21 protein-coding genes are annotated in these 17,414 nt (G+C 60.4%); 2 read left to right on the forward strand and 19 right to left on the reverse strand.

The features are described 5' to 3' along the window. Window positions 1-52: 52 nt before the first annotated feature. From HYH08_RS16145 to HYH08_RS16225, 17 genes are all read right to left on the reverse strand, one after another. Window positions 53-2,044, reverse strand: coding sequence for a DNA polymerase (locus tag HYH08_RS16145; RefSeq protein WP_220010791.1), 1,992 nt, complete (start codon window positions 2,042-2,044; stop codon window positions 53-55). Between the two features lie 448 nt (window positions 2,045-2,492). Beyond that, window positions 2,493-3,977: a DnaB-like helicase C-terminal domain-containing protein gene (locus HYH08_RS16150; RefSeq protein WP_220010792.1), complete on the reverse strand. Its 1,485-nt coding sequence runs from the start codon at window positions 3,975-3,977 to the stop codon at window positions 2,493-2,495. Between the two features lie 152 nt (window positions 3,978-4,129). Then, window positions 4,130-4,357: a helix-turn-helix domain-containing protein gene (locus tag HYH08_RS16155; protein ID WP_220010793.1), complete on the reverse strand. Its 228-nt coding sequence runs from the start codon at window positions 4,355-4,357 to the stop codon at window positions 4,130-4,132. Window positions 4,358-4,359: 2 nt separating this feature from the next. Next, complete coding sequence (locus HYH08_RS16160) at window positions 4,360-4,821, reverse strand: PDDEXK family nuclease (protein WP_220010794.1); 462 nt, start codon at window positions 4,819-4,821, stop codon at window positions 4,360-4,362. Continuing rightward, on the reverse strand, window positions 4,821-5,363 hold the full coding sequence (locus HYH08_RS16165; RefSeq protein WP_220010795.1) for a hypothetical protein: 543 nt from the start codon (window positions 5,361-5,363) through the stop codon (window positions 4,821-4,823). Before HYH08_RS16165 ends, HYH08_RS16160 begins: the two co-directional genes overlap by 1 nt. A 17-nt stretch (window positions 5,364-5,380) precedes the next feature. Continuing rightward, a complete protein-coding gene (locus HYH08_RS16170) occupies window positions 5,381-5,743 on the reverse strand; it encodes a hypothetical protein (RefSeq protein ID WP_220010796.1) in 363 nt (120 codons plus the stop codon). After that, entirely contained in the window at window positions 5,743-6,024 is a 282-nt protein-coding gene (locus HYH08_RS16175; protein ID WP_220010797.1) for a hypothetical protein, read from the reverse strand. Before HYH08_RS16175 ends, HYH08_RS16170 begins: the two co-directional genes overlap by 1 nt. 408 nt (window positions 6,025-6,432) lie before the next feature. After that, window positions 6,433-6,591, reverse strand: a complete 159-nt coding sequence (locus tag HYH08_RS16180) for a hypothetical protein (RefSeq protein ID WP_220010798.1) — start codon at window positions 6,589-6,591, stop codon at window positions 6,433-6,435. Window positions 6,592-6,596: 5 nt separating this feature from the next. Continuing rightward, complete coding sequence (locus HYH08_RS16185; protein ID WP_220010799.1) at window positions 6,597-6,965, reverse strand: hypothetical protein; 369 nt, start codon at window positions 6,963-6,965, stop codon at window positions 6,597-6,599. 33 nt (window positions 6,966-6,998) lie between these two features. After that, window positions 6,999-7,682: a pentapeptide repeat-containing protein gene (locus HYH08_RS16190; RefSeq protein WP_220010800.1), complete on the reverse strand. Its 684-nt coding sequence runs from the start codon at window positions 7,680-7,682 to the stop codon at window positions 6,999-7,001. Continuing rightward, window positions 7,679-7,840 carry a hypothetical protein gene (locus tag HYH08_RS16195; RefSeq protein WP_220010801.1) on the reverse strand — a complete coding sequence of 54 codons (162 nt, stop codon included), beginning with the start codon at window positions 7,838-7,840 and terminating at the stop codon, window positions 7,679-7,681. The genes HYH08_RS16190 and HYH08_RS16195 overlap by 4 nt, the downstream gene beginning before the upstream one ends. After that, the gene (locus HYH08_RS16200) at window positions 7,840-7,989 is read right to left on the reverse strand and encodes a hypothetical protein (RefSeq protein WP_220010802.1); all 150 of its coding nucleotides are present in this window, start codon (window positions 7,987-7,989) and stop codon (window positions 7,840-7,842) included. Before HYH08_RS16200 ends, HYH08_RS16195 begins: the two co-directional genes overlap by 1 nt. Before the next feature lie 363 nt (window positions 7,990-8,352). Beyond that, complete coding sequence (locus HYH08_RS16205; RefSeq protein WP_220010803.1) at window positions 8,353-8,784, reverse strand: RNA 2'-phosphotransferase family protein; 432 nt, start codon at window positions 8,782-8,784, stop codon at window positions 8,353-8,355. A 3-nt stretch (window positions 8,785-8,787) separates the two neighbouring features. Continuing rightward, window positions 8,788-8,952, reverse strand: coding sequence for a hypothetical protein (locus HYH08_RS16210; protein WP_220010804.1), 165 nt, complete (start codon window positions 8,950-8,952; stop codon window positions 8,788-8,790). Window positions 8,953-9,117: 165 nt separating this feature from the next. Then, window positions 9,118-9,309 (reverse strand): hypothetical protein, encoded by a 192-nt coding sequence (locus HYH08_RS16215; RefSeq protein WP_220010805.1) that lies wholly within the window; start codon window positions 9,307-9,309, stop codon window positions 9,118-9,120. 169 nt (window positions 9,310-9,478) lie between these two features. Next, window positions 9,479-9,766 carry a hypothetical protein gene (locus tag HYH08_RS16220; protein WP_220010806.1) on the reverse strand — a complete coding sequence of 96 codons (288 nt, stop codon included), beginning with the start codon at window positions 9,764-9,766 and terminating at the stop codon, window positions 9,479-9,481. Beyond that, window positions 9,744-12,284, reverse strand: coding sequence for a DNA-directed RNA polymerase (locus HYH08_RS16225; protein ID WP_220010807.1), 2,541 nt, complete (start codon window positions 12,282-12,284; stop codon window positions 9,744-9,746). The genes HYH08_RS16220 and HYH08_RS16225 overlap by 23 nt, the downstream gene beginning before the upstream one ends. A gap of 404 nt (window positions 12,285-12,688) precedes the next feature. On the opposite strand from HYH08_RS16225, the gene HYH08_RS16230 reads away from it, so the two are divergent. Further along, the gene (locus tag HYH08_RS16230; RefSeq protein ID WP_220010808.1) at window positions 12,689-13,909 is read left to right on the forward strand and encodes a serine hydrolase domain-containing protein; all 1,221 of its coding nucleotides are present in this window, start codon (window positions 12,689-12,691) and stop codon (window positions 13,907-13,909) included. Window positions 13,910-14,100: 191 nt separating this feature from the next. Here HYH08_RS16230 and HYH08_RS16235 read toward each other — a convergent pair whose 3' ends face one another. After that, on the reverse strand, window positions 14,101-14,868 hold the full coding sequence (locus HYH08_RS16235) for an SDR family NAD(P)-dependent oxidoreductase (RefSeq protein WP_130369636.1): 768 nt from the start codon (window positions 14,866-14,868) through the stop codon (window positions 14,101-14,103). Between the two features lie 30 nt (window positions 14,869-14,898). Beyond that, a complete protein-coding gene (locus tag HYH08_RS16240; protein ID WP_220010809.1) occupies window positions 14,899-15,597 on the reverse strand; it encodes a histidine phosphatase family protein in 699 nt (232 codons plus the stop codon). Window positions 15,598-15,729: 132 nt separating this feature from the next. Here HYH08_RS16240 and HYH08_RS16245 point away from each other — a divergent pair, with 132 nt between their 5' ends. Further along, window positions 15,730-16,515, forward strand: a complete 786-nt coding sequence (locus tag HYH08_RS16245; RefSeq protein WP_220010810.1) for an SDR family NAD(P)-dependent oxidoreductase — start codon at window positions 15,730-15,732, stop codon at window positions 16,513-16,515. Window positions 16,516-17,414 lie beyond the last annotated feature (899 nt).

The following is a 17,414-nucleotide window of genomic DNA, read 5'->3' on the forward strand; positions in this document are numbered from 1 at the left end:
TACGCTCTCGCGCCAGCATGCTCGCAATACCTTGTCGAGCCTTCCGAGTGTGTCAGTGGGTGTCAGCCCAGGTACGACCGAACGAGTATTCGCTGTCGAGGCGGACCCGGAAGCCGTACGGCTCACCGCTTTCTTGCGCGGCTTTGACGATGATGTTGCCGATTTCTTCTTCAAGACCTTCTCGGACGCAGAGTTGAACTTCGTCGTGAATGAAGAGGACGAACACGAAGTCCCCGTCCCAGCCGTACCGATAGCGGCGGCTGATCTCTTCAAACGCGTCTGCGACCCAGCGCTTGCAGACGATGGCGCCTGCGGACTGGATCAGGTAGTTGAGAGCGCTATGGCCCTTGGCAGGGATGATGCGGCCATCGAGGCCTGGGACACGTCCTCGGGCTTCGACTTGCTTGGTGATCTTGGCCTGCAGATCAGCGAACCCATCAATGCCCGCCGCAAAGTTCTCTCGTATCTTGCGGCCAACTGCTCGGATACGACGTTCTCCAGGGACGCCAACTCCGAAGAACTCTCGGTAGAGGGCTTCGCCTTCTTCCCCACAAGACCTCTGAGCATTGAGAAGACATTCGAGAACAATGTCGCCAGCCATCTTGTCTTGTGCGCCGTAGATGACGGCATAGGCGAAGCGCTTAGCTCCGTCCTCTCGCACGATGGTGTGAAGCTGATTGTGCTTGTCACGCTCTCCTGTGGCGAGGCCCATCGCCTGAACCGTGGCCCAGTGAGGGTCGCCTTCAAGAACGGTTCGGGCGTATTTGCCTCCATCGAGTGGATGCAGGTAATGGGCGAGACCTCGCAGCTCCAAGCCTTGTTGGTCCGCTCCGAGGAAGCTCCATCCCTTAGGTGCGAAGAATAGACGCCTGAACTCGATGCCATAAGGCTTCTTTGGACTGGGGACTTGAGCGAGGTTCGGAAGGAAGTGAGAACACCTTCCGGTCCCAGTGCCTCCAGGGTTGATAACGCCATGAATGCGTCCGTCCATCTGTACTGATTGGAGCAGCGAGTTCTTGCCGCCCACGAGCTGCGACAGGCGCTTGTCGAGCATCAGGTACTCGCCAAGGCCATCCATCTCGGGATAGCGGGCGATGATGCTCTCGACCGTCTCTTCGTCGATTTGAGGCTTGCCGCCTTCCGTCAGCTTCTCAGGCTTCCACCCTTGGAGCTTCAGGACCCGTGCGATGTGATCACGGCTCGACGGATTGAACTCCACGAGCTTGATCTTGGTGCTGGGCTGTCCTGCGACGTACCCAAGGCGCTTATTGTCACGCTTGGGGACGAATAGAGCCTTCGTCGGATCAGGGCTGACAGGCTGGTACCACGCGCCGAAGTGATCCTTCAGCCGCTGCTCGACGCCCGTCTTCTTCTCAACGAGGTCGGCCTGAAGAAGCCCAGCAGCCCTTTCGTCAAAAGGGACGCCAGCTTCCTCAATCTTATCGCACACGACAGCGATGCGGTGCTCAAGCTCAATAGGAGCCTGTGGGTACGCGTCGGGGTTAAGGTGCTTCCACAGCTTGAGCTGGGTGCGTCCATCCTGAAGCATGTAGTCGTACATGTCTTCGTTGAACTCGCCCCACACGAAGTCAGCGATTTCCTTGGGGTCCGTGATGCCCCTCGCACGCGCTTCAGCCTCCCTCGCCTCCGCGTAGTCACCCTTCTGCTCACCCAGGCGGTATCCCCACGCCTTGACGCTGTGCTTGCCTCTCAGCCCCGGAGGCAGCTTGCCGGCATCCACGAGGGCGCCATCGGTAAGCTTGATGCTGGGGAACATCGTGCGCGCGATGATCATGCTGTCCCGGCTCTTCGCTCCAGGCTTCAGCGAGAAGCCCTTGAGCTTCTTCATCAGCGGGATGTCATGGCGCTGGCTGTTGTGGCCAATGACCTCATCGGCCTCGCGTAGGATCGCGATAGCGTCATCAACCTGATGCGGGCGGAAGCCTTGCAGCTCCTCGGTCGCGAGGTCGATTAGAACGACACAGTGAATCTTAGTAGCGTTCGCAACAAACCCATCAGATTCGGTATCATGTAAAATCTTCACCACACCCGTCCGTTGTAGTAATCAGCTAGACGGCGCAGCTCGTATGCCGTTGCGTCCTTCTTCAAATCGTTAGCTCTCCAAGAAATCACTTCAATGTTTCCGCGCACGTAACCTTGTGTAGGGTCTATTCGGTCCAGCGAAGGTGACCCTGCTGCCCGCGCACCCGTGTTGAACGCCAAGGGAAGCCCAAGCACAGGACAGACAGCAGGAATGTCAATGTCTGTAGGATCGATGTCGAACGCTAATCCTTTATCGGACGCTCTCTTCTTTGCGGCCGACCAGAGGTACTTTTGGGGATTGCGTTTACGGTAGTCGTGTCCAGATGCCGACGCGCAGTCTCGACATCTGTAGTCTTTGCGCCCACGTCTACCTTCGCTCCAATTTCCAGACGTCAACTCCCCACCGCACTTAGAGCAAGAGCCGTCGAAGGCTCCACGCTTGCGATAGTTCAAAAGGTCTGATCCTGCGCCTGATCGTGAGGATCGAAGCTTTCAAGGTCGACCTCAGAGGCCACCTCGTACCTGCCGGTCTTCACGTTCCACTTCAGCAAGTCAGCCTCTCCCGTCTCGCCTGTGATGCGGCACTTGAGGGACCTCAGGCGCGCAAAGAGCTTCTTGCCCTTGTCCTGCTGATCACGCTCGACCGCGAGTACGTTGAATGACAGTTGTTCAATGGACGCAGAGCCCCGCATATCGTTGAGGCTGATCTGTCCGCCCTCGTTGAAGTTCTTGCCGTTGGAGCGCTTAAGGTGGACGATGGCGTAGACGCTCACGCCGGTTTCCTTCACAAAGGAAGCCAGCTTGGTCATCAGGATGTCGATGTCCTTGCGCTCGCCCTCGCTACCGCTCTCCAGACCTGAGGTGACGATGCTGATGTGGTCGAGCACGATACGCCTGCATCCACTGGCGGCCATGTATCGCATCATGGTCATCAGCCGGTCGCTCTCCAGCGAACCGAAGTGGTCGTAGAACAGCATGCCGTTGTGGATCACCGCAGCTAGCGCAGCATCCCAGGCCTCATCACTCACGCTATCGGGGTCCTGCATCACCTGCTTAAGCGGAACGCCTGCGTGCAGAGCGCAGTAGGCCTTCGCGGAGGTCTCGTTGTCCTCCTCAAGATAGATGTTGCCAATCTTGACGCCGTGCTCGATGCGGTCGTTGTAGGCCCAGTCTCGGGCAATGGTCGTCTTGCCGATGCCTGAGCCTGCACAGATGGTCGTCAGCTCGCCATCACGGGACCCGAGCCACATTTGGCTGATCTTCGGCCACGGCATGGACAGGCCGACAGCCTTGCGCTGCTTCAGCCTCTCTCTGGTGAACTCAATGCCCTCGCGGATACCATCGGGCCTCCAGGGCTTGGCGTCCCAAAAGGCCCTCACGAGGGGCGCAGGTCCATCCTCAAGCAGTACCTCGTTGGCGTCCTTGCGGGACAGCGCCATGATCTTGACGCGTCCTACTGGAAGCATCTCACATGCCTTCTGCAGAGCCTTCTGTCCTGGCTCATCGTTGTCGAAGCACAGGATGATGTTGTCGAAGCGGCATAGCTTCTCGTAGTCGGCTAAGATTGCCTTCTCGACGCTATCCGAGCCGTTCGGCAGAGAGCCGGTCGACCACTTGTTGTCGAAGGCCTGGGAGATGGACATGCGGTCTATCTCGCCCTCGGTGATCACCACCGACTTGCCGCTTGCGGGCCAACTCCACGAGCCAATGATGCCCTTGTATTTGCTGCCGGCTACCCACGTGAACTGCTTGTCCTTGTCGCGGGTCTTTTGATCGATGAGCCGGCCTGTGTCGTCCTTGATCAGTTGAATATGGACGCGTTTGCCGCTGTCAGTCTCACCGAGTTGGTAATCGCACTTCTTGCAGGTCTCTTCAGAGAGGCCTCGGGCCGTCAGCGCGGCGTAGTGGCCCTTTAGTGGCGTCCAGTCAGTCACACGGTTCCTTTGAGATGCGGAGGGGCGTTCGGCCCCATCCGCTGGCTCCCAATGCTTGCAGACGAAGCACGTGGCATCGCCTGCTGCATATCTCGCGAGCCCATCAGACGAGCCACACGCTGGGCATGGCTCGTGTCCGATGAATTGTCCCATCAGGCGAGGACGTAACGCACGTACCGCACGCCACCATCGTCAACCGGGCGCTCGGTCGTGATGTCGTAGCCACGATTGCGCAGTTGATAGATGCAATCGGGCAGGTTCACGATGCCGTAGACCTTGTCGGCCTTGAGGCGCGTGATGTCGCCGTGCTTGAGCAGATGTCCGAGAACCTTGTCGGTCTGGTTATCGTGGGCAGCGTCGATGGTGAGCGTGTCAGTCATGGTCACTTCCTCTTTTTGAGATACGACTTGATCTCGTCGATCCACTGTTGAGGCACGATGCCCTTGTCCGACCACTTGAACCCATGGTCGGTCGCCCATTTGCCTTGGGACGTAGGGCTGCCTTTGTAGATCGGCGTAGATGCACGGGTGAACACGAGCCGGATGTCCAGCTCGGGGTGCTGTTCCTTCAAAAGAATGAGCTTCTGACGCTCCTTGGCACCATCAGTAGCGGGCTGTCTGAACCTTGGATTACCACCACCAAAGCGGCCCTTCGCTTCAATGATGATCGGACATCCCTCAAAGGAGAAGTCCGGAAGATACTTCGCTTCTCGCGCAGGCACGGTGTAGCGTACCCACTGGCTTTCGTGGCCATACGCTACACCGGCTGCGTCGAGTTGCTCCGCGACCTTCTCCTCAAGCCCTGAACGGAAATTAGGCTCGATGGTGAGGGCGGGCTTGGACATCAGAACGGAATGTCGTCGTCGAGGTCGTGGCTCGGGGACTTCGGGGCCTCAGCGGGACCCTGATCCTCATCCTCTTCGTCCTCGTACGAGAAGCCTTCCTCGGCCTTGATGTCGAAGCCCTTCTTCTTCAGCTCGATGATCTGCACGAAGTTGATGTACAGATTGATGCCACCACCGAAGCCGTCGTAGTAGTTAGCTGAGACGTCGACCTTGGCAGTAGTGCCTCCACCGACCTTGACCTTGGCGCGCGGGACTTCCTTGCCCTTCGCGTCCGTCAACATCGGAGGCTTGTCTTCACCAGACTTCGCTTCCAGGCAAATCTCGCCGGTCTTCTTGTCCTTCTTCCAAGGCAGCTTCACGCCATCGGGAGCGCCAAGCTCCTTCGCGGCCTTCTTCAGCCACGCGTCGACCTTGCGGTGGTCGTCATCATTGAACTTGATGCGGGTGATGAAGCGGCGCTTGCCTTTGAACTCGTCGACCTCGTTGAGCTTCGGATAGACCAGGGTGCCACGGGGAAGCGTGGCCTTAACATACTTCGTCATGAAATGTGCAGTGAGCCTTAGTAGGAGCCAGCGTCAAAGCTGGAGCCGCCGCAGTCATAGGACGCGCCGGAATCGTAGGAGTACCCGCTGTCAACACAGGCGGGAGCGTAGCTGTCAACAATGACAGTGTCAGACATTGCAGCGCCAAGGGCCGCACCAGCGGCAATGCCAAGGGCCATGTCAGAGGCGTAGTACGGCGTGGAGACGTAGGCCGGCGCGCTGTAAACGGGCGCGACGTACGCCGGATCACGGATCAGTGCGCTGTGCGTCGGGTACGTCTCAACGACCACGGGGGCCGCGTAGACCGGATAGTAGGCGTAGGAGAACGCCATACCGAGCAGCGCGAACAGGAAGAACGAAACAAGGATCACAGTGAACATCAGGCGGCCGGGGTAGCGTTGGCGTGCGAGGAGACCAGCGCGTTCATCTGCTGGGCAATCGAACGAGCCTTCACGGCCACGTCCTGCGCATCCTTTGCGGCCTGCTCGGCAGCGTCCGACAGGCGCTCGAAATGGATCGCCTTGTTCACATGCTCAGCGGCTTCGGCCACCTTCTCCTCAGCGTGCTGCTCCAGCAGCTTCACCGTGGAGAACCAATTGCCGAGGATGGTTTCGATGCTCGTGACCTCCGAAGAGAACCCTGAGCGGACTTTGGAGAACATCAGTCGTTTAGCTCCAGTAGCGCAGCTACGCCGCGCCTAGATATAGAAACGGGACACACAGGTGCCCCCAGGTGGATTGAAGGTCCCCGCCTGTGCAAAGCTTCAGCGGTTTCTTCTTGGTCCCGTGAGGTACGTGGTAGCCTCGGGGATACATTGGTGTGCAGGATGGTCCTGCGGTAAGCGGAGCTTGCGCTCCTTGGGCAGCACTCGCCCAAATGTCAACGAGGGCCGCGTAGGCCCCCGTCGCTAGCAGCAGTCGCTTCAAGTCAACATCCGTGTGACGTGTCGAGCCAAGGCCTATGCAGGCATTGGGTACTTGGTTCGTAGGTAGGCGTGCTCCAGATGCCGTAGCCGATCAGGAGGAATACCAAGGCGTAGGTGGCGCCGACGAAGGCTTGATACTTGCTCTCAGCTCGCACGGTAGGCCTTCATGAACTCGCGATGAAACTGCCGGCGCTGATCCTTGCTCATGTGATACAGGTCGAACACGACAGGATTGCCCTTGCCGTCGTTGACGATCACGTTCCACTTGGACGCGCCGAATTGGATGGTCACCTTGTTCTTCATTCGCTTCACTCCTGAACCTCGTGTTTGCGTCCGTAGTAGAATTCACCCAGCAGCTTGTCCCGCTCGCTGATCGGAGTGACCGCGAGGATGCTGAGCACGCTCTTCCATTTGTCGCCCCACAGCTTCTGAGCGACGTCTGTATCGAAGATCAGCGTGTCGGCGCTAGGCACCTCCTCGACGAAGGTGTACGTGAAGCCGTCAGCGCGCTTGTCTTCGACCTGATAGACAAGGTGATGCCCGCAGATCACGTCCGTAACGCCGTAGGCCTCGCGGATGATGTCCTTGTAGAGCGCGCTGTTCTCTCCATTGCGGTCGTTCTCATATGGACCCTCCAGCTTGATGCCTGTGGGCGTGAAGTCTGTCTTGGTGGTCATGGCGGGTTCGTTCCTTGTCAGGAAGAGTTCAGATCAGTAGTTCTCAGCCTCAGAGCGTGTGATGAAGAAGTGGATGCCGGGCGCACACTCTGTCGCCCAGTCTTCAGAGAAGCTGTCGGGCACCACACGCTGGCCCACTCGATACTCGGTCTCACCATCGTGTGTGCTGATGCCGACTTCGGCTCCGATGACTTCCAGAACGTCAGCGTATTCAGCGCGGCACTTACGGCCAAACGCATGCGAACGTTTGGCCTCCTCTGGAATGCGAAGTTTGACGATGACGTTGTCACGACACTTCTTCCAGCCGATCAACGATCCCTCGGGAAGGATGCGCGTTTGCGCGATCACACGATCAGCATTCTTCGCCCCGGAGAGGTCCGCCCCGGAGAGGTTCGCCCCGTAGAGGTCCGCCCTGGAGAGGTCCGCCCCGGAGAGGTTCGCCCCGTAGAGGTCCGCCCCGGAGAGGTTCGCCCCGGAGAGGTCCGCCCTGGAGAGGTTCGCCCCGTAGAGGTCCGCCCCGTAGAGGTCCGCCCTGGAGAGGTTCGCCCCGGAGAGGTTCGCCCTGGAGAGGTTCGCCCCGGAGAGGTTCGCCCCGTAGAGGTCCGCCCTGGAGAGGTCCGCCCTGGAGAGGTCCGCCCCGGAGAGGTTCGCCCTGGAGAGAGAACGGCCGGCAGCAATCGCTTCAAGCACTTCGTGACGAGACATCGGCGTCTTCATTTCAAATCTCCTTCGATGCGTCTGTGTTGAGTGTTGAGAGCGAATGCCAACGCATCAGCCTCGCCGCGTTTCAGCCCCTCGGAGATGACCGTGGGCGCGTTGCGCACGATGTCGAAGGTCTCGCCATCAGGGTTCTGCACGACCATGTAGAGGTCCATCAGGCTGCACCTCCACGCGGAGCCCTCAGCTCATCCGCAATCTTGATGTGCCTGCGGTACGCCTCGTAGTCCGGCTTCTTCTTGCGATAGGCCTTGATGGCCATCGTTGCGTGCCAGTCGGCCGCGTTCAGGATCGTGGTCCAGTTCATACAGCTCGCTTCCTGTGGTTCAACCAATCGGCTAGCTCTTGTGCGTGCGCTTCCGGCATCTCGTATTCGGAGATGACACGGTCTCCCAAGACGACAACGGACCCACGTGGGGTCCGCTTCGTTGTGTAGAGGCGTGAGGTTCTAGGGCTGCATGTGACTGTGCCGCAAATGTCGCAGAGGCACGTGTCAGCAAGCCCGCAAGGGCGTTCCATCAATCCTCCACCTGCGTGCCTGGGATGTACCAGACACAATCAGACGGCCCCTCGCCTACTTTCACGTCCTTGGCGTAGCTGACGGCAAGAGCGTCCTCGTAGTCAGCGTAGTAGCCGTGGAAGCAAGCGAACCACATTTTTAGCTCTGCTTTCACAGCTTCACTCCCAACAGTTCAGCGAGCCCCATAAGGCTCATTGTGGTCGCGTAGTCCTCAGTCTTCTTGACCGGGATCACCTCCCCAACGCAGGACGGAGCGACACGATGAGCGCGCCACGCGTGCCCTTCATTGGAAAGCTCATCCTGCTTGAACGACGCAAAGGACCTCTCGGGAACGTGCAGCGTGATGACGACGGGATCGCCTCCCACCTCATCAACCGCCAGCTCCGCAAAGTTCTTCGCGTAGTCGAGGTCGGTCGTGACGAACACGCTGGGCTCCCTCAGAAACTCAGATGCCGAGCCGACAGACATGTGATGCTCCTTGGCATACGCATCGCTGCCCTTCGCATGCCCTGGGACGATGCCCAGCTCGCGGATGCTGTCGAGGTTGACCGATGATGTACCGTGATAGAGCGTGTGCATCATTGATCAGCCCTCCGTCTTGAGCTGCTGACGGAGGCGCGTCTCCAGCTCGGCCGTGTCGATGCCGAGAGCCTCCAGAGCCGCACGGTCGCACTCACGCGGAGTGACGCCGTTCAGGATCGCCGCACGGAACATGCGCTGGGGAGACGAATGCTTCACTTGGTATTCCATTAGTATGCCGCTCCTTGTGGCTTGTAGTTCTGGATCAGGCGCACGTGTCCGTGGCGCTCTTGCTTGAGCGCTTTGAATTTCGTGGCGATGTTGAACTGGATGACTGAGGGTGAGACGAGGTCTTGCAGCTCGCGGTCTATCCTGACGATTTCCGCGAGGTTGGCGTTAAGTCCTTTCGACGTCATCGACGATGACATTGATGAGGGAGAACACCACCATGACGCCTCCGATCACGGCATAGAGGCCATGACCTTCGGCGAACACAGTAACGAAGTAGGCAACATGGGCTACGCCATGCGTCGCGTGAAACGACTTGGAATGAGCGACGTGCGCGAGCCGCTCAACGTTCTTGATCACTGAGCCTCCTCGACCCGCACGACGTAGCGCCACTGTCCCGGAGAGAACGCCGCTATAAGTCCCAATGGCGCGTAGAACGTTAGCGTCAGATCAGGGTGAAGAGAATAGCGTTCGGCCTTAACCATTATCGGAGTGCTGGCCTCTTTGACGTAGACCTTCCAAGTCGTCATCAGAGCACCCCGTACGCAGCGAAGCGCCGCTTGCCGACGTAGCGCCACCCCTTGGTCGGGTTTAGGTAGCGCACGTAGTGAGGCTTCAGCTCGGCAGCGACAGCGGAGGCCGGCACCAGCTTGTTCCAGACGCGCTCGCGGTGCGCCTGGAGAGCCTTGATCTGGTTTTCCGTCAGCCGCTCCTTATCACGCTCGTATTGCTGAGCGAGGTAGTTCTGCGGGCTGCGCTTGATGGGGTCGCCGTACTCATCGAGCAAGACGACCTCAGGCGAAAGCGTATCGAGCATTCAGTATCTCCTTCAGGTCGAGCGTGCCTCTCTCGGGCATCGCCGCTATGGCTTCGTCGAGCCGCCATTGGTTGGCAGCGGTGAGGTCTGCACGGGCGCTCTCAAGCAACTCGCTGAGGACGTCGTGGTCGGTGTACATACGCAAGAAGGTCTCGCGGATGATCTGATTGAAGCGCGTGGCTCGGCTTGGCAGACAACCGAAGCTGTCATGCACAGTGGCGATGTCCACGATGCCTTCATGTGCTGAGTTGCGACACGTGAGCAGCAAGTGCGCTGCGTCGTGCGAGTGGACGAAGTTGGGCGCAATCCCTGCGGCCGCCTTCTCCTTCGCGATGGGGCTTTCGTATCCCGTCGCCACAGTGACCCTCGTGCGGGTCTTCACGCCCTTGTCGTAGCACCACAGCTCGACGCGCTCCGTGGTGCTCTCATGGTATCGATTGATACACGGGAGCCCAGCAGGCGACGTCCACTTCAGAGGCTTGCCTTCGTGAGCCAAGGACTTCGCGAGCTTCTGCATGAACTCCATGGCTTGCGCTGGGAGACGTACGACGCTCTTGATAGCCTGCAGGACACGATTGGCGAGGTAGCGGCTGAAAATGCGCCAGTCGTCCTCTGTGTCGCCGAAGGGATGGTGATCGAGTTCACCCTTGAGAAGCTTCAGCTCCAAGGGCTCCATCGTGTCCTCATAGATTTGCTCGCCCATCCCGTACTCTTTCGAGGAATAGGCGAACGTCATCACGTTGCGCTTCACCAGCTTGCGGTCGATGCCGTATGCGAGGGCCGCAGCAGCTAGAGTGCTGATCCTGCGGGCTCGCTCGTTCTTGCCGAACATCTCCGCGCTTTCCAGATCGGAGACGACGAGCTTCTTGGTAAGGTCCGCTACCGTCTGATAGACGTCAGCCGGGCTCGCGTTGTTCGTCAGGTTGACCAGGGCGCCCTCGGGAGCCTTCGTCATCGCTGCTAGATGCTGAAGTCCCGAGCAACTGCCGTCGAAACTGACAGGCATGTGGCTCACATACGTCGGACCATGCTGGACGCTGGCAATTAACTCTCGACACGCAGCCAAGAACAGGAACGGGCTGTCGGCCTGTGTCCACTCCGTCCGATACAGAGGCCTCCGCACGTAGTCCGCGATGTCCTCCAGATGAGCATCCACCCATGCAATCCGCTCCTCGATTGGTTTCTTATCGACCTTGTCGAACGCGCCGCAGTTTGCGACGTGCATCTTGAGCCAGAAGATTCCTTCCTCACCGATGGGCTCCCCACTGGCGAAGAGGAACATCGCCCTCACTCGGTCTTCACGTTGGAAGTTGAAGTGGGTGAGAGCGTAGACGCGTCCACGCCAGTCCATGTTCATCGGACAGTAGAACTGTTCGACCAAGGCTTGCCTTTCGGCCACCTTCATGTCCTGCTCGAATGCGACCGTATCGATGTCGTTGGCGCGGTTGGCCTTCTTGAGCCCCCTGATGGTCTTGCTGAGGAGCTTGCGCTGCTCGATGGAGAGTTTGGCGAACTCCGCATCAGACAGACGCTTGGGCACGTCAAACCGCTTGCGATAAGGCAGGCCATCCACACGGATGCCGTGATCGTAGCACTGCTGAATGACGTCCATGATCCATGTGTTGATCTTGAACGGCACTGACTGCAGAGCATTGATGGCATCGAGAGCCGGCCTGGCCTGCCCTGTCGTGATGGCGTGCCTTGCCGCGCTGATGATGTCCTTGTGTCCCGTGCGCAGAAGCTGAGCCCGAGCCATCGTGCGGTCGTCCTCAGCCACGTTCATCACGAAGCGGTCCCAGTCCTTGGGGCGCTGGGTGCGCGGCTGATATACAGGGCTCTTCGCCACAGCCTCGGCCACCGCTTCCTTGGCCATCTCCAGGCCCGCCTCGGTAATCACCCACAGGCGTTCATCGTCCTTGAAGCGAGGCTCAGTGAGTTCGAACACCCAGGGCATGGCCTCAAGCAGGACGTTCATGCACCACTGGCCCACGTGGACCAGCTTGGTGTCCGTCCAGTCAGCCATGGTGAACCCAGCGTCAGCAGCGGCGCGCTTGGCGGCCTTCCTGCGCAGCTCTACGGACCCGTAGCGCTCCTTGGCCTGCTTGCTGATCTTGTGCGCCAGCTTCTTGTCCGTCTGAAGCAGCTTGGCGGCCCACAGTTCATCATGGATCGCGCGTCCCATCTCTAGGCACGCACCGAGCTGTGTGGTCTCACGGGCCACCGCATGGAGCCCTGACTGCAATGTGGCGAGCGCGATCACCTCGGGGTTGAGCTGGCGAAGCAAGCGCTCAATCTGGAACTCAGCGCTGTGAGACTGCGCACGAGAACCGGAGAGCTTCGCAATGACACCCTCAGTCACCTTGGCGAGGTAAATGTTGGTGATAGCCATTCCGCCTGTGGTGGCGCCATAGCCAGCGTTGTGCATCGCGCGGTCGTAGAGCTTGTCTTGTTTCTCGGAGGCCAGCTCCAGCTCAGCGTGGAGTTCTTTGGGTTCGTTAGTGAGAACACTGGTGTCCATCGTGGGACGGTTCCTTTCGAGCGCTTTCTGGTGAAGGTGGGTGGGACTTCCGGCTAAGTCGTTGATTGGATTGGTAGAGGAATCCAGATGGAGGTAGTTGCCATCTGTGTTCTTTTTGGCCACGAGAAAGGCCGCCGAAGCGACCTCACGCGCACGTATAGTAATCAGGGGAAAGAATACAAGTGGCAACTAATGCCAAATGGAGATTATCCGGTTTTGGAGACCGGTGCTCTACCAATTGAGCTACACTCCTGTGGATCTCAGCGTTGCCGCCGGATCAGGCGCGCTTTCAAGCACAGGGGACGGCCGGATTGCAAGGGTGAAGCGCGCTGGCTTCCCTTGTTTGTGCCGGAGTTTCTGGGCCACTCTCCGGTCCCGATAATCAAGAACAACCGGGAGCTTCCATGACCACCGCAGCCGCCGCCCGCCCCTCGACCGCGCCGAAAACCCCGCCTCTGCCCGAGGCCAAGCCGGAAACCCTCGGCCTGTCGCGGCCCCGCCTCCAGGCGATGTCGGACGCCTTCACACGCGAGATCGACAAGGGAACAATCCCCGGTGTGACCGTGCTGGTGGCCCGCCGCGGCCAGATCGGCTGGTTCGAGGCGCTCGGCAAGCAGGGCCCGACTGGCCCGGCGATGGCGCTTGATTCGATCTTCCGGATCTTCTCGATGACCAAGCCGATCGTGTCGGTCGGCATCATGGCGCTGGTCGAGGACGGCCATCTCCTGCTCAGCGATCCCGTCGCCAAATTCATCCCGGAGTTTGCCGGCCAGAAGGTCGGCCTCGTCAGCGACGGCAGGCTGGAACTGGTTCCGCCCAAGCGTCCGATGACGGTCCAGGACCTGCTCCGCCACACCTCGGGACTCACTTACGAGCACCAGGGCGATGGCCCCGTGCACAAGCTCTATCAGGAATCCCGCGTCCGTAGCCGCAAGATCAGCAATGCCGAGCACGCCGCGCTGGTGGCGAGCTTCCCGCTGGTCTGCCATCCCGGCGACGAATTCAACTACAGCCGCTCCACCGACATCCTCGGCCGCATCATCGAAGTCGTCAGCGGCAAGTCGCTCGGCGCGTTCCTCACCGAACGGATCCTCGCGCCGCTGCAGATGTCCGAGACCGGTTTCTCGACGAGCGAGGCCAACGCGGGCAGACTCGCGCAGCCGTTCGAAACCGACCCCTGGAGCGGCGACAAGGTCGCGCTGTTCAACATGCTCGAGCAGCCCGTGATGGAATCCGGCGGCGGCGGTCTGGTCTCGACCACGATGGACTACGCCCGCTTCGCGCTGATGCTGCGCAATGGCGGTACGCTCGACGGCAACAAGATCATCGGCCGCAAGACGCTGGAGCTGATGGCGTCCGATCATCTCGGCCCCGAGGTTAAGACCAACGGCACGCTGCTGTCACCCGGCCATGGCTTTGGTCTGGGCTTCGCCGTGCGCCGCGAGGCCGGCATCGCCCCCTTCCCCGGCAGCGTCGGCAATTATTTCTGGAGCGGCATTGCCGGCACGTTCTTCTGGATCGATCCGAAGGAGGATCTGGTCACGGTGTTCATGAGCCAGGGCCCGGGACAGCGCGATCTTACACGGACCCTCGTGCGGAATCTGGTTTACGCGGCGGTGGATTGAGGCCGGCGCTTACGCGCGACGCTGCATCTCCATACTCACTTGTCATGCCCCGCGGAGGCGGGGCATCCAGTACTCCGCGGCGGATGTTGTGAGAGCGAGCTCTCCAATGAAGGCCTCTGGGATACTGGATCGCCCGCCTTCGCGGGCGATGACACCGATGTCGGGGCGACGCCTCTCCCGCTCTATGACCATCAACTAATCGTCGCGCCGCCGTCGATCACCATGGTCTGGCCGGTCATGAAGTCGCCCGCCTTCGACCCCAGGAACACGGCTGCGCCCGCGATTTCGTCGGGGATGCCGATGCGGAGCAACGGCGAGCGCGAGGTCGAGGCCTTCAAATTCTCCGGATTGTCCCACAGCGCTTTGGCGAAATCGGTTTTGATCAGGCCGGGTGCGATGCAGTTCACGCGGATGTTGTGCTTGCCGTATTCGCAGGCGAGATTGCGCGCGAGCTGCATGTCGGCGGCCTTGGAGATCGCATAGGCGCCGAGGATGGTCGAGCCTTTCAACCCGCCGATCGAGGAGACGATGATGACCGAGCCGTCCTTGCGCTCGATCATCTGCGGCACCACCATCGAGATCAGCCAGTTGTTGGCGACGATGTTGTTGTCGAGAATCTTCCTGAACTGATCGTCGGAGATTCCGGCGAGCGGACCGTAATACGGATTCGACGCTGCATTGCAGACCAGCACGTCGATCTTGCCGAAGGCGCGGTTGCTCTCGTCGACGAGGTTTTGCAGATTTTCCTTCGACGAGATGTTGGCGGCGACAGCCACTGCCGTCCCCTTGCCGAACTTGTCGTTGATGCCCTTGGCCACCTGCTCGCAGACATCGGCCTTGCGCGAGGAGATCACGACCTTGGCGCCGTGCTCGGCCATGCGCTCGGCGATCGCAAGCCCGATGCCGCGCGTCGATCCCGTGATGACGGCGACTTTCCCCTTCATGTCGAACAAGGTCATGTTTCTCTCCCAGATTTTGATTTGGTTCGGTCAGGCGAGCTTCTTGACTTCCGGTCCCGACGGCTGATGCATCTGCGCATGCGCATCGTCGGCGATCCAGGGCTGCTGGTTCACCATCGGCAGGCGCCAGACGCTGCGCTCGGGACTTGCGAAATAATCCAGCCGCGTGATCGAGCAATTGTCGATGTCGAACGACAGCGCCCGCTCGACCTGCCCCTCGAGCGCGAGGCCGATCGCCGCCTTGATGGTGCCGCCATGTGCGACCGCAATGATGTCCTGCCCGCCGGCCTCGCCGTTGATCCTCTCGATCGTGCGGCGCGTCCGATTATAGAGATCCATGAAGCTTTCGCCGCCGGGCGCAGGCTCGTTGATATCAGCGAACCAGCTCGATCCGACTGGGCGGCTCGCGATGAACTGGGCGCGGTTCATGCCCTGCCAGCGGCCGAGATTCTGCTCGGCGAGATCCGCTTCCCATGGCATCGACTCCGGCTTCGGATAGCCCGCCGCCCAGATCGCCTCCGCGGTCTGGTGCGTGCGCATCAGATTGCTCGAATACCAGACGGCCTTGCGTGGCAGCACCTTGGCAACAGCGTTGAAGACGTAGGTGTCGCTGGTGTCGCAGGGCAGATCGCTCTGCCCGTAGATGTTGCCGCCGTCATTGCGCACCGGCGCGTGACGGACCCACCACCACCGTGTCGTGATCACCTTCGGCTTGTCTGCGGCTGCCATGAGGCCCTTCCATCCCGTTTGATGTCGCTGTACGTGAGGTGTGAACGTGTCTCAAGACACTTTACCGTTTGAAATCTTGTTTGAAATTCCGTCGCGCGGCAAGCGTCGCGGATGAAGCAAAGGGAGAAACGCATGGGCCGCCTGCAAGGCAAATCCGTCATCATCACCGGCGCTGGCAGCGGCATCGGCCGCGCGGCTGCGCATCTCTTCACCAAGGAAGGCGCCAAGCTGATCGCGGTCGATCGCACCGAGGCGGTGAAGGAGACGGTCGATGAGATCAAGAAGGCCGGCGGCGTCGCGGAGGCGATGGTTGCGGACGCGGGCTCCGAGCAGGACGTGATCGCCGTCATCGACAAGGCGGTGAAGACCCACGGCCGGCTCGACGTGATCTGGGCCAATGCCGGCGTCTCGGGCGGGCTCGTGCCGCTCGGCGAGCAGACGGTCGAGCACTGGCAGGAGATCCTGCGCGTCAATCTGATCGGGCCGTTCCTCGCGGTGAAGCATGCGATGCCGCACATGGTGAAACAACAATCCGGCGCGATCGTGCTCACGGCATCGGTGGCGGGCCTCAAGGCCGGTGCGAGCGGACATCCCTACGCCGCAAGCAAGGCCGGGGTGATTTCGCTGGTGCAGACCACGGCCTATTCGCTCACCGGCACCGGGGTGCGTATCAACGCGGTGTGTCCCGGTTTGATCGAGACCGGCATGACGAAACCGATCTTCGACCGCGCCAAGGAGCGCGGCACCCAGGACAAGATCGGCCAGCTCAATCCGCTCAAGCGCCCCGGCCAGCCGCACGAGCTCGCGGCGATGGGATTGTTTCTGGCGAGCGATGAAGCCTCGTATGTGAATGGCCAGGCCTTCCCGGTGGACGGTGGCCTCACCGCGTCGATGCCATATACGGGCAAGCCGGTCTGACATCGCTATCTTGTCCCGGACGCGCTGCAACGCCCTTCGCGTTGCTGCGCAGAGCCGGGACCCAGGAAGCCGCACGACTCGCTGATGGATGGGCCCCGGCTCTGCAGCGCATCACTTCGTGCTGCGCAGCGTCCGGGGTACGTGAGCCTTGTTGGTTGGCTGACATAGGTTTTCATCCTCGCGGCTGTTCGCCCGAGCTTTGCTTCGTCGCTTCACCCCCAAATGAAAGAGGGCGCAGGGAAGACCGGGAGCCCACTGGCACCCGAGGTCCACTGTGCGAAGGTTGCGCTACAAGAGGCTGCACAGCGGCATACAGGTGTAGCCGGGACATCCCGGCCTTCCCTGCGCAGTGGTTGGAACGGCGTATGTCGTGCTCTCCCCGGGGAGCGTTGCACTTTTGCCCCCGTCACCTTGCGGATGGCTGATGCGCGTGTCCGGTTGGATCGCCGCATCACCGCAAGACTTGGCGCACAGACCCCGGGCGCCAGGACCACACGATTTAGCCGTACGCGAGACCGCACCTGTCGTTGGCGCGATGGTTTTCGCTCACGGTTGCCCGCCCTGCGAACCTTCCGCACCGGTGCGACCCACGTCCACCGCCCCCCAGCCCGCGTTCGTGACGATCGCGATACGCCCTCTTCCTTGGACCGGGTTGACGCGACATCTACGCTATTTCCGAATTTCGGTAAAGTGGAATATTTTTAGCGAGCAGGCTTGACCGGCCGGTTGGGTGTTTTGCCCGACGGGCAGCGCAAGGGGTTGTTGCTCCCCTCGTCATTCCGGGGCGCGACGAAGTCGCGAGCCCGGAATCCATGGTCGGCACGTGACGCGGCACGATGGATTCCGGGCTCGATGCTGCGCATCGCCCCGGAATGACGGCCGGGATGTTGATTTGCTCA

This window comes from Bradyrhizobium sp. BR 10289, assembly GCF_019455385.1.
GTDB lineage: Bacteria > Pseudomonadota > Alphaproteobacteria > Rhizobiales > Xanthobacteraceae > Bradyrhizobium.

Excerpts from the sequence above, each read along its gene's own strand:
- HYH08_RS16155 (WP_220010793.1), bottom strand. The coding sequence starts at position 4,357 with ATGACTGACACGCTCACCATCGACGCTGCCCACGATAACCAGACCGAC.
- HYH08_RS16160 (WP_220010794.1), bottom strand. The coding sequence starts at position 4,821 with ATGTCCAAGCCCGCCCTCACCATCGAGCCTAATTTCCGTTCAGGGCTT.
- HYH08_RS16165 (WP_220010795.1), bottom strand. The coding sequence starts at position 5,363 with ATGACGAAGTATGTTAAGGCCACGCTTCCCCGTGGCACCCTGGTCTAT.
- HYH08_RS16170 (WP_220010796.1), bottom strand. The coding sequence starts at position 5,743 with ATGTTCACTGTGATCCTTGTTTCGTTCTTCCTGTTCGCGCTGCTCGGT.
- HYH08_RS16175 (WP_220010797.1), bottom strand. The coding sequence starts at position 6,024 with ATGTTCTCCAAAGTCCGCTCAGGGTTCTCTTCGGAGGTCACGAGCATC.
- HYH08_RS16180 (WP_220010798.1), bottom strand. The coding sequence starts at position 6,591 with ATGAAGAACAAGGTGACCATCCAATTCGGCGCGTCCAAGTGGAACGTG.
- HYH08_RS16185 (WP_220010799.1), bottom strand. The coding sequence starts at position 6,965 with ATGACCACCAAGACAGACTTCACGCCCACAGGCATCAAGCTGGAGGGT.
- HYH08_RS16190 (WP_220010800.1), bottom strand. The coding sequence starts at position 7,682 with ATGAAGACGCCGATGTCTCGTCACGAAGTGCTTGAAGCGATTGCTGCC.
- HYH08_RS16195 (WP_220010801.1), bottom strand. The coding sequence starts at position 7,840 with ATGGACCTCTACATGGTCGTGCAGAACCCTGATGGCGAGACCTTCGAC.
- HYH08_RS16200 (WP_220010802.1), bottom strand. The coding sequence starts at position 7,989 with ATGAACTGGACCACGATCCTGAACGCGGCCGACTGGCACGCAACGATG.
- HYH08_RS16205 (WP_220010803.1), bottom strand. The coding sequence starts at position 8,784 with ATGATGCACACGCTCTATCACGGTACATCATCGGTCAACCTCGACAGC.
- HYH08_RS16210 (WP_220010804.1), bottom strand. The coding sequence starts at position 8,952 with ATGGAATACCAAGTGAAGCATTCGTCTCCCCAGCGCATGTTCCGTGCG.
- HYH08_RS16220 (WP_220010806.1), bottom strand. The coding sequence starts at position 9,766 with ATGCTCGATACGCTTTCGCCTGAGGTCGTCTTGCTCGATGAGTACGGC.
- HYH08_RS16225 (WP_220010807.1), bottom strand. The coding sequence starts at position 12,284 with ATGGACACCAGTGTTCTCACTAACGAACCCAAAGAACTCCACGCTGAG.
- HYH08_RS16230 (WP_220010808.1), top strand. The coding sequence starts at position 12,689 with ATGACCACCGCAGCCGCCGCCCGCCCCTCGACCGCGCCGAAAACCCCG.
- HYH08_RS16235 (WP_130369636.1), bottom strand. The coding sequence starts at position 14,868 with ATGACCTTGTTCGACATGAAGGGGAAAGTCGCCGTCATCACGGGATCG.
- HYH08_RS16240 (WP_220010809.1), bottom strand. The coding sequence starts at position 15,597 with ATGGCAGCCGCAGACAAGCCGAAGGTGATCACGACACGGTGGTGGTGG.
- HYH08_RS16245 (WP_220010810.1), top strand. The coding sequence starts at position 15,730 with ATGGGCCGCCTGCAAGGCAAATCCGTCATCATCACCGGCGCTGGCAGC.